The organism is uncultured Tateyamaria sp., assembly GCF_947504105.1.
Taxonomy (GTDB): domain Bacteria; phylum Pseudomonadota; class Alphaproteobacteria; order Rhodobacterales; family Rhodobacteraceae; genus Tateyamaria.
Map to the genome: position 1 here is coordinate 1 of NZ_CANNGP010000085.1, position 7,317 is coordinate 7,317.

The window sequence follows — 7,317 nt, forward strand, 5'->3', positions numbered from 1 at the left end:
CAACATGCGCCCACCCGTTCCTGAAACCCTAATAGAGAAACCCCTGATCAGTGGCCCAGACACAGGGGGCTAGACACTAGTAACCAAAGCACTGACGCATGTTCTAGTTCGTGGGAACGCAGATTCCGCAGACACCTACAAAGCATCAACTGGTAAAAGATATTTGCCTATCAGAGTTATTTAACTTAGCTCATAGCTGATATGGCAAGTTGCAACTCCTTCCAACATCTGACCCCCTGCTTCATTGTTCGCGAAATGCTCTAGTCATGCTGTCGGTGATTGGTTTGACCAGGTATTGAAAAAAAGTCCTTTCTGCTGTTTGCATCATGATTTCAACGGGCATGCCAGGCGTTGGAGTGAAACCCCGCACGCGGTCCAGCTCATCGGTTTCGATGGACACTCGGGCGACATAGACCTCTTGAAGCTGTTCCTGAGAGCGGTCGACGATCGCGTCGGCAGAGACATAGAACACGGTGCCGTCCAAAACCGGCGTGATGCGTTGGTTCAACGCGGTCAGTCGCACGGTCGCTTGCTGACCTTCCTTGACGCTGTCGATCTCGGTACGCGGAACCTGCGCCTCGATGATCAAAGGTTCGTCGGCCGGCAGTATTTCGGCAATTGCCTTGCCGCTTTCAATCACGCCGCCAGCGGTGTGGTAGTGCAAGCGAATGACGGTTCCGGATACCGGTGCAACAATCTCGGCGCGCTGGAGGACATTTTGCGCCTTGCGCATCTGTTCGCGGATACCATCAAGCTCGGCCTGGACGACCTGCAATTCGTCCAGCGCGGCGCGCCGGTTCTCGCTGAGGGTTTGTTCAATCTGAGTTTCGTGTTTTTTTCTGATCTCTTCAATTTCTGCAACTTCCGATGCGAAGCGTCCTATTTGACCTTCCACTTCGGCCATGGCGCGCCGGATGGAGCTGATCTCGACCCGGCGGATCAGACCCTTGTCAAACAACGTCATTTTCGCCTCCATCTCCTCATCCAGGATCTCCTTTTGCTGGAGGGCGGCAGTCAGCTGGTGTTCGTATCCGGTGGATCTGACGCCGAGTGCCTCCATGTTGCGCCGGAGTATGGAGATATCGTTGTTCAGCTCCTGCATGGACGCGTTGAAAGCGATCACCTGACCGTCGAGGATCGAGGCAACTTCGAAATCGGCACGCAGCTGTCGAAGATGATTTGGGGCGTCAAAGGTGTTGGCCCGTTCGTATTCCGCCAGTATGCGCGCCTCAGTTGCTTCAAGTCGGGTCTGGCGCAAGAACAGCTCGCGTTCGTTGGCAAGTGCGGCAGTTTCATCAAGGACCAGAATGGGCGTACCGGCCCGCACGAACTCGCCTTCCGTCACCATGATTTCCTTGATAATTCCGCCTTCGAGGTGTTGCACGATCTTGTTCCGACCAGTCGCCACGAAACTGCCCTGCGTTATGACCGCGGCCGCCAGCGGCGCGCTGAAGGCCCACCAGCCAAAGCCGCCGAAGGTCGTGATGAGCAACAAGATCCCGATGATCACATGTGTCCTGATGGATCTTGGGACATCTTCATACCATTCGGCATCAATCAGATCCGTGGATGCGTTAGCCATTTGCGATACCTCCCGTGGCTCAGTTCGGGGCGATGCCGGTTGACGCGACCCGTCGTTTTTCCAGTTCCTGCAGAACCTGCTGCCGGTGGCCGAAGAGTTGGACGTTGCCATCCGCAAGCAGCATGATCTTGTCCACAACGGACAAGAGTGATGGTTTTTGGGTAATCACCACAACCGTGATCCCGCTGGCCTTCGCGTGTTTGATCGCGTTGGCAAGAGCCCGGTCGCCCGCGGTATCAAGGTTCGAGTTCGGTTCATCGAGAACCAGCAGTCGCGGGTTGCCAAAGAACGCGCGCGCCAGGGCAATGCGCTGCTTCTGCCCGCCGGAAAGCGGTGCTCCGTCCGCGGCCACGATCCTCTCGTATCCCTGCGGGAGCGATGCGATCATTTCATGGACATCCGCAAGTACAGCAGCATGATGTATTTCCTCGTCAGTAGCGCTGTCGCGCATCCGGCCGATATTCTTCTTGATCGTTCCCGGGAACAGTTGGACGTCTTGCGGCAAGTAGCCGATGCATTCAACCAATTGGCGTTCGCCCCAGTTGCGCAAGTCCATCAGGTCCAGCCGCACGTTGCCGGATGTGGGCAAAATCGATCCCACGAGCATCTTGCCCAACGTGGTCTTGCCTGCACCGGAGTTCCCGATCACGGCGAGGGACTCGCCGGGTTTCAGGCCGAAGCTGAGGCCGTTCAGAATGACTTGTTTGGTTCCCGCGGGGACGTAAAGCAATCGTTCGACATCCAATCTCCCTTCTGGTCGCGGCAGGCGCAATCGCTCGAACCGCAGCTTGGACTTGGTCATCAACTGCATGATCCGGCCGTAAGCTGCGCGTGACAGCAAAAAACCGTTCCATCCTTCGATAGCCCCTTCGATCGGCGCCAGAGCGCGGCCGGCAATGATCGATGCTGCGATGACCATGCCTCCGGTTATGTGCCCCTCAATGGCCAAAAAGGCTCCCCAGCCAAGCATTCCGACCTGGGTCAGCAACCGCACCGTTCGCGACACGGCGGCCGAAACGATGTTGCGGTCCTGTGCACGCACCTGCGCTTTCATAGATTCCGCAGTATCACGGCCCCAGATCGTGACCGCCTCCGGCACCATTGCCAGCGCGTTGATGATCTGGCTGTTTCGCGACATGGAATCCAGATGCATGTTGGCCTTGCTTTGGGCGACATTCGCTTCGGCGAATGGTTTGGCCGTGACCTTCTGGTTGATGATGGCGATGACAAGAAGCAGCAGTGAGGTGACGACAACGATCATTCCCAGATGCGGATGCACCATGAAAATGGCCAGGATGAAGAGGGGTGCAAAGGGCACGTCGAGAAATGAAATCAGAGTTCCGGATACCAGGAAGCCACGCAGTTGCTGAAGGTCGCCAAGAGTCTGGTACTCGCGCCCGTTCCCGCCAAGCGATGCGTGTGCCGCTGCGCTCAGGATCGGTGCACCCAGTTTTGCCGCAACCTCGACCGCAGTTCGCATCAGGATGAAACGACGGATGGCGTCAAAAATTGCCTGAAGAACGACCGCGCCCACAATGACGATGGTCAGCATGATCAATGTGTCGGTAGAACGGCTGGTCAGCACCCGGTCCGAAATCTGGAACAGGTAAATCGGGATGGCCAGGATCAGCATGTTGGTGGCGCAGGTCAGCACCATGACGAAGCTGAGTTTGCGCCGTACGGCTGCCTTGCCCTCTTGCAGGCTGCGCATGAACTGATCCGGTCCCATGCGCTTGTGGAATTTGGGGGGTGCGTCTTTGTTCGACCCGCCGCCACCTCCGGCTTCCGGTGTTGCGCCACGGTTGGGATCGGGCGCTCTTTCACCGGCCTTTCCTTCGATCTGTGTGCCGCCAAGGCCCTTCGCGGCTTCGGCGCGTTCCGAAGTGCGTGGGCTTGCACGTTGATCCACTGTCAAAAGCAATGGGCAACTGCCTGTTTGGGTCGTTTTATCCGCCGCCGCATCAACCTGCGGTTTGCGGTCCGATTCAAAATCTTTCAAAATAATTCTCCATCGTCCTTTGCCGGACTAGGCAAGCATTGTCTGCATCACATCGGGTGATGTGGACCCGTCCTGGAGGATGGGTGCTGACACCAGCGGGTCCGGTTGATCGCTCTCGATCATTCCATCGGCCAGAAATACGACCGCTTCGTCGGTAAGATCGTTCAGACCGACACCCAGCGGGTTCGCGTCTGTATCGATCAGCTCGGCCTGATAGAGCAGCGCGTCACTATAGACTTCGCCCCCAACCAGGACCGTTGAGTCCGTTCCATATTCGGTAACGGAGGCGCTGTTGATCAGCGCATTCGATCCGCCGGTCACGGTTGCCTGTGTGCCGGTTTGCGCTTCGAATTCGTCAAGTTTCAGATGGACCTGATCCGAGTCCCCCAAAATGTTGGTTTGCTCGATCAGATTGAGCGTTGTCAGGTCGCCCTCAATGTAAAGAACGCGCAAGACCTCGGTACCTTCAAAATAGCTGTGCTGTGCCACATCAGCTGTAATGTTGCCCGCGCCGTCGGCCAGGCTTTGACCCGCTTCGGCGAATGAGGCCTGCATTTCGGTGTAGCTGTCCAGCCCTATGCTTGTCAGGGAAGCGGAGTTGGCCAGAAGGTTGTCGCCGCCCGAGATGTCGGGGGCGAAAGGTCCGTCATAGGTGACATCGTCTTCGTCAAGCAGCACGTTGAGTTGATTGATCAGTGTGACGCTGATCATGCTGCCGCCAACGATGACAAGGTCGTAGCCATAGCCAAGCTCGCCAAAACTGGCTGCGTTGATGATGGTATTCTCACCCAGGCCGATGAAAGTCTCGGTTCCGCTGAACTGGATTTCCGCCCGGTCAAAGTCGGTCGCAAATGTGAATTGTTGTACCCAGTTGACCGCGACGATGTCTGCCTCGACCCGCGCCACAACCCAGTTGGACGGAAGCGAGGCATCGCCTGCCGTTTCTTCGGTCGCGTCTTCCGTTTCGGGCTGGGACGAAAGATATTCCATGCTCGCCATGTTCACCACATTCGACGGGGCAGCGTGTGCCGGGCCCATCGTGTGTTGGTGGGTTACAAGCACATTGGTCTGGCTTATGGCGTCGATGTTTATCACGTCGCCCATCACCGCCAGCACGGGTGCGTCCAGCCAACTCGTGTTGATGACAACCTCGTTCGCCAGCAGGTTGGCGCCTGCGACGACGGCGTGACCGGGGTCAACGTCAAAGATGTCCAGATCCGGACCCACGGAAAGCTGGCCCGCATCTTCGGGTTGCGGTTCTTCCGGCTCGTCGGGTTGCATATATGCCGGCATGAGTTCGGTCATAATGCTCAGCTCGACAACGTTTTCGCCATTTTCATGCTGCCCGACCGCTTCTGGCCCGTGCAGGATCGTGACGTTCAGGCCGGTCAGTGGAACGGCCTCCACCTCGTCGATCATGGCGTACAGATCCATCGCGTAGTCTTGCGCACCGTCTTCCAGCGATGGCAATTCGCCAATGTCGACGCCGTCGATCAATGAAGCGAGGTCGGCCAGGGTTTCGAGTTTTTCGATATAGGTGTCGGGTGAAACAAACGTGTGCGTGCCAGAAAATGAAATGAGATCATTATCGGAGAGCCACGCAGACTGATAGGTGATAGTGACCACCGAACTGGCGGGCTCCAGTTGCAGCGCGAACATACCGTTTGCCTCGAAAGACATGCTGGGCAGGACGGGAAGCGCGGCGGGTGGTGCCGCTAAATGGGAGCTTGGCCCGGCAGGCAGATACATTGGCAACGGCGCCTGAGAAGCCTGAGGCAGGGCATGGTTCTGGACGACGTCAAAAGTCGGGTAGTCTAAGGTCGCCGTAAAGTCTTTCAGCGTATAGGGGACGTGAACGTTCACGTTGATGTTGAGAAGCTGTCCGTGCTCGGGATCAAGAAGTTGGAGCGCTTTGAATTTTTCATAGACGTCACGCAGCCGTTCCTCTTCGACCGCTATGTGGAAAACTCCGATGAAATGCGAAATGAACTCTGTTGCCTTGTCCATAAGCATGCGTGCATTCCTCCAACATCGAATTGCTGACCACAAGTCGGGTCATCGAAGGTCTGCGCGACGGATGCCGCGCAGACCATTGGTGAGTGGTGGACCGGGTGCGGTAGACACCCGCACCACGTGACCTTCAGACGCCTTCGCTGTCGTCGCCGATGTAGGTCGAGCTCATCGACCCGCCGACAACGGTCATGTCGACAGTATTGCCCAGGATGTTCGCACCCATGACAATGCTTTGGTTGAAGGCCGTGGTTTCGATGGCAGCCGCTGCCGATGCAAAGGATTCACCGGTCACGAAGCCATCGTCACCATTGTGCGAACCCCACTGACCAGCGGATCCGCCAGCGCCACCGGCACCATTGGTGGCGTGACCACCCATGCCGCCCGTGCCGCCATCGGCACTGCCCCCTGAGGCCGCCGCAAAGCCGCCAATGGCGTGGCCTGTGTTGCCGCCGGTTGCTTGACCGCCATAGCCATCGCCACCGTCACCGCCATAGGCCGAGTTGTTGCCGCCATAACCGCCAGCTTCATTGAGAGCCGCTGCGATTGAGCCGGCATCGCCGCCAGCACCGCCGGTTGCATCGCCACCCTGACCTGCGCCAAGACCGATTCCGCCAGCCGCTGCATCGGACGTTGCGTCGCCGCTGTCGCCGCTGCTGCCGCCTCCGACACCGATGCCACCCGCATTCGCGTCGGAATCAGCGTTGCCGGAGTCGCCCCCTTCGGCGTTTCCGAGACCCAGCCCGAGCAGTCCGAGGCCGACACCAATGGCGCCTGCGTCACCCGCATCACCACTGTCTGCACTTGATCCGGCTGCACCGAGGCCGCCGCCGAACCCGGTTCCATCACCGGTATCGCCGCTGTCAGCCAGCGAGCCGGCCAGACCCAGACCTGCGCCAACACCCGCGCCGACGGATCCAGCGTTGCCAGCTTCACCGCCGGTCGCATCGCTATCAGCACCTGCAGCACCCAGGCCTACGCCCAGTCCGACCGCGGTTGCACCGGCACCATTGCCGCCAGTGCCACCGGATGCACCAACATCACCTTGGCTGCCGCTTGTGCCGCCGCCAGCGATGCCAAGACCACCCAGCGCGACGCCGCCATTGGCGTCACCACCATTGGCCCCGGCAGCGCCGCCGCCGTTCCCGCCTTCGGATTCCGCATCAATACCTTCTTCGGCCGTGGCGGTCCCGCCAGTCGCGTTGTTGGTCTGTTGCAGATTGCCGCCGACAGTCGCGTTATGCAGTTCGTCGTTGTCGTACAGGTTGTTCGACATCACATTGACAGTGCCGCTGTCGTTGCCCTCACCGTTCAGAGCACGGTTAAGCATGTTCTCGAGGTTCATGTCATTGCCGGGATCAAAACCGATATCACCGTCGGCCATGATGATATGGCCGGTTGTCGAGTTATTCAGATCGACATCGGCAAAGTCATCATCCGAGGGTTCCCAGCCGTCCAGCCCGACATCGACGCCAACTTGAACATCGACATTGTTGGTATTGGAGTTGTGGTTGGCGTTCCCGTTGAGGTTTCCGTTCAGGTTCCCATTCAGGTTGCCATTGGCGTTGGCGTTGGCATTTCCGTTGTGGTTGCTGTTGCTGTTGCCGTTCAGATTCCCGTTGCCATTACCGTTCGAGTTGTCATTGTCGTTGTCGTTGTCGTTGTCGTTGTCGTTGTCGTTGTCGTTGTCGTTGTCGTTGTCGTTGTCGTTGTCGTTGTCGTTGTC

4 protein-coding genes are annotated in these 7,317 nt (G+C 58.1%); all 4 read right to left on the reverse strand.

Annotated features, from left to right (window positions below):
• Positions 1–241: 241 nt before the first annotated feature.
• Complete coding sequence (locus Q1A75_RS22975; protein ID WP_299551842.1) at positions 242–1,582, reverse strand: HlyD family type I secretion periplasmic adaptor subunit; 1,341 nt, start codon at positions 1,580–1,582, stop codon at positions 242–244.
• 19 nt (positions 1,583–1,601) lie between these two features.
• On the reverse strand, positions 1,602–3,581 hold the full coding sequence (locus Q1A75_RS22980) for a type I secretion system permease/ATPase (RefSeq protein ID WP_299551845.1): 1,980 nt from the start codon (positions 3,579–3,581) through the stop codon (positions 1,602–1,604).
• A 27-nt stretch (positions 3,582–3,608) separates the two neighbouring features.
• The gene (locus Q1A75_RS22985) at positions 3,609–5,594 is read right to left on the reverse strand and encodes a type I secretion protein ATPase (RefSeq protein WP_299551847.1); all 1,986 of its coding nucleotides are present in this window, start codon (positions 5,592–5,594) and stop codon (positions 3,609–3,611) included.
• A 127-nt stretch (positions 5,595–5,721) separates the two neighbouring features.
• Positions 5,722–7,317, reverse strand: a 1,596-nt coding sequence (locus Q1A75_RS22990) for a hypothetical protein (RefSeq protein ID WP_299593259.1), incomplete at its 5' end; no start/stop codon positions are given.

Bases quoted from the DNA above. Each gene is read 5' to 3' on its own strand.
- Q1A75_RS22975 (WP_299551842.1), bottom strand. From the start codon at position 1,582: ATGGCTAACGCATCCACGGATCTGATTGATGCCGAATGGTATGAAGAT.
- Q1A75_RS22985 (WP_299551847.1), bottom strand. From the start codon at position 5,594: ATGCTTATGGACAAGGCAACAGAGTTCATTTCGCATTTCATCGGAGTT.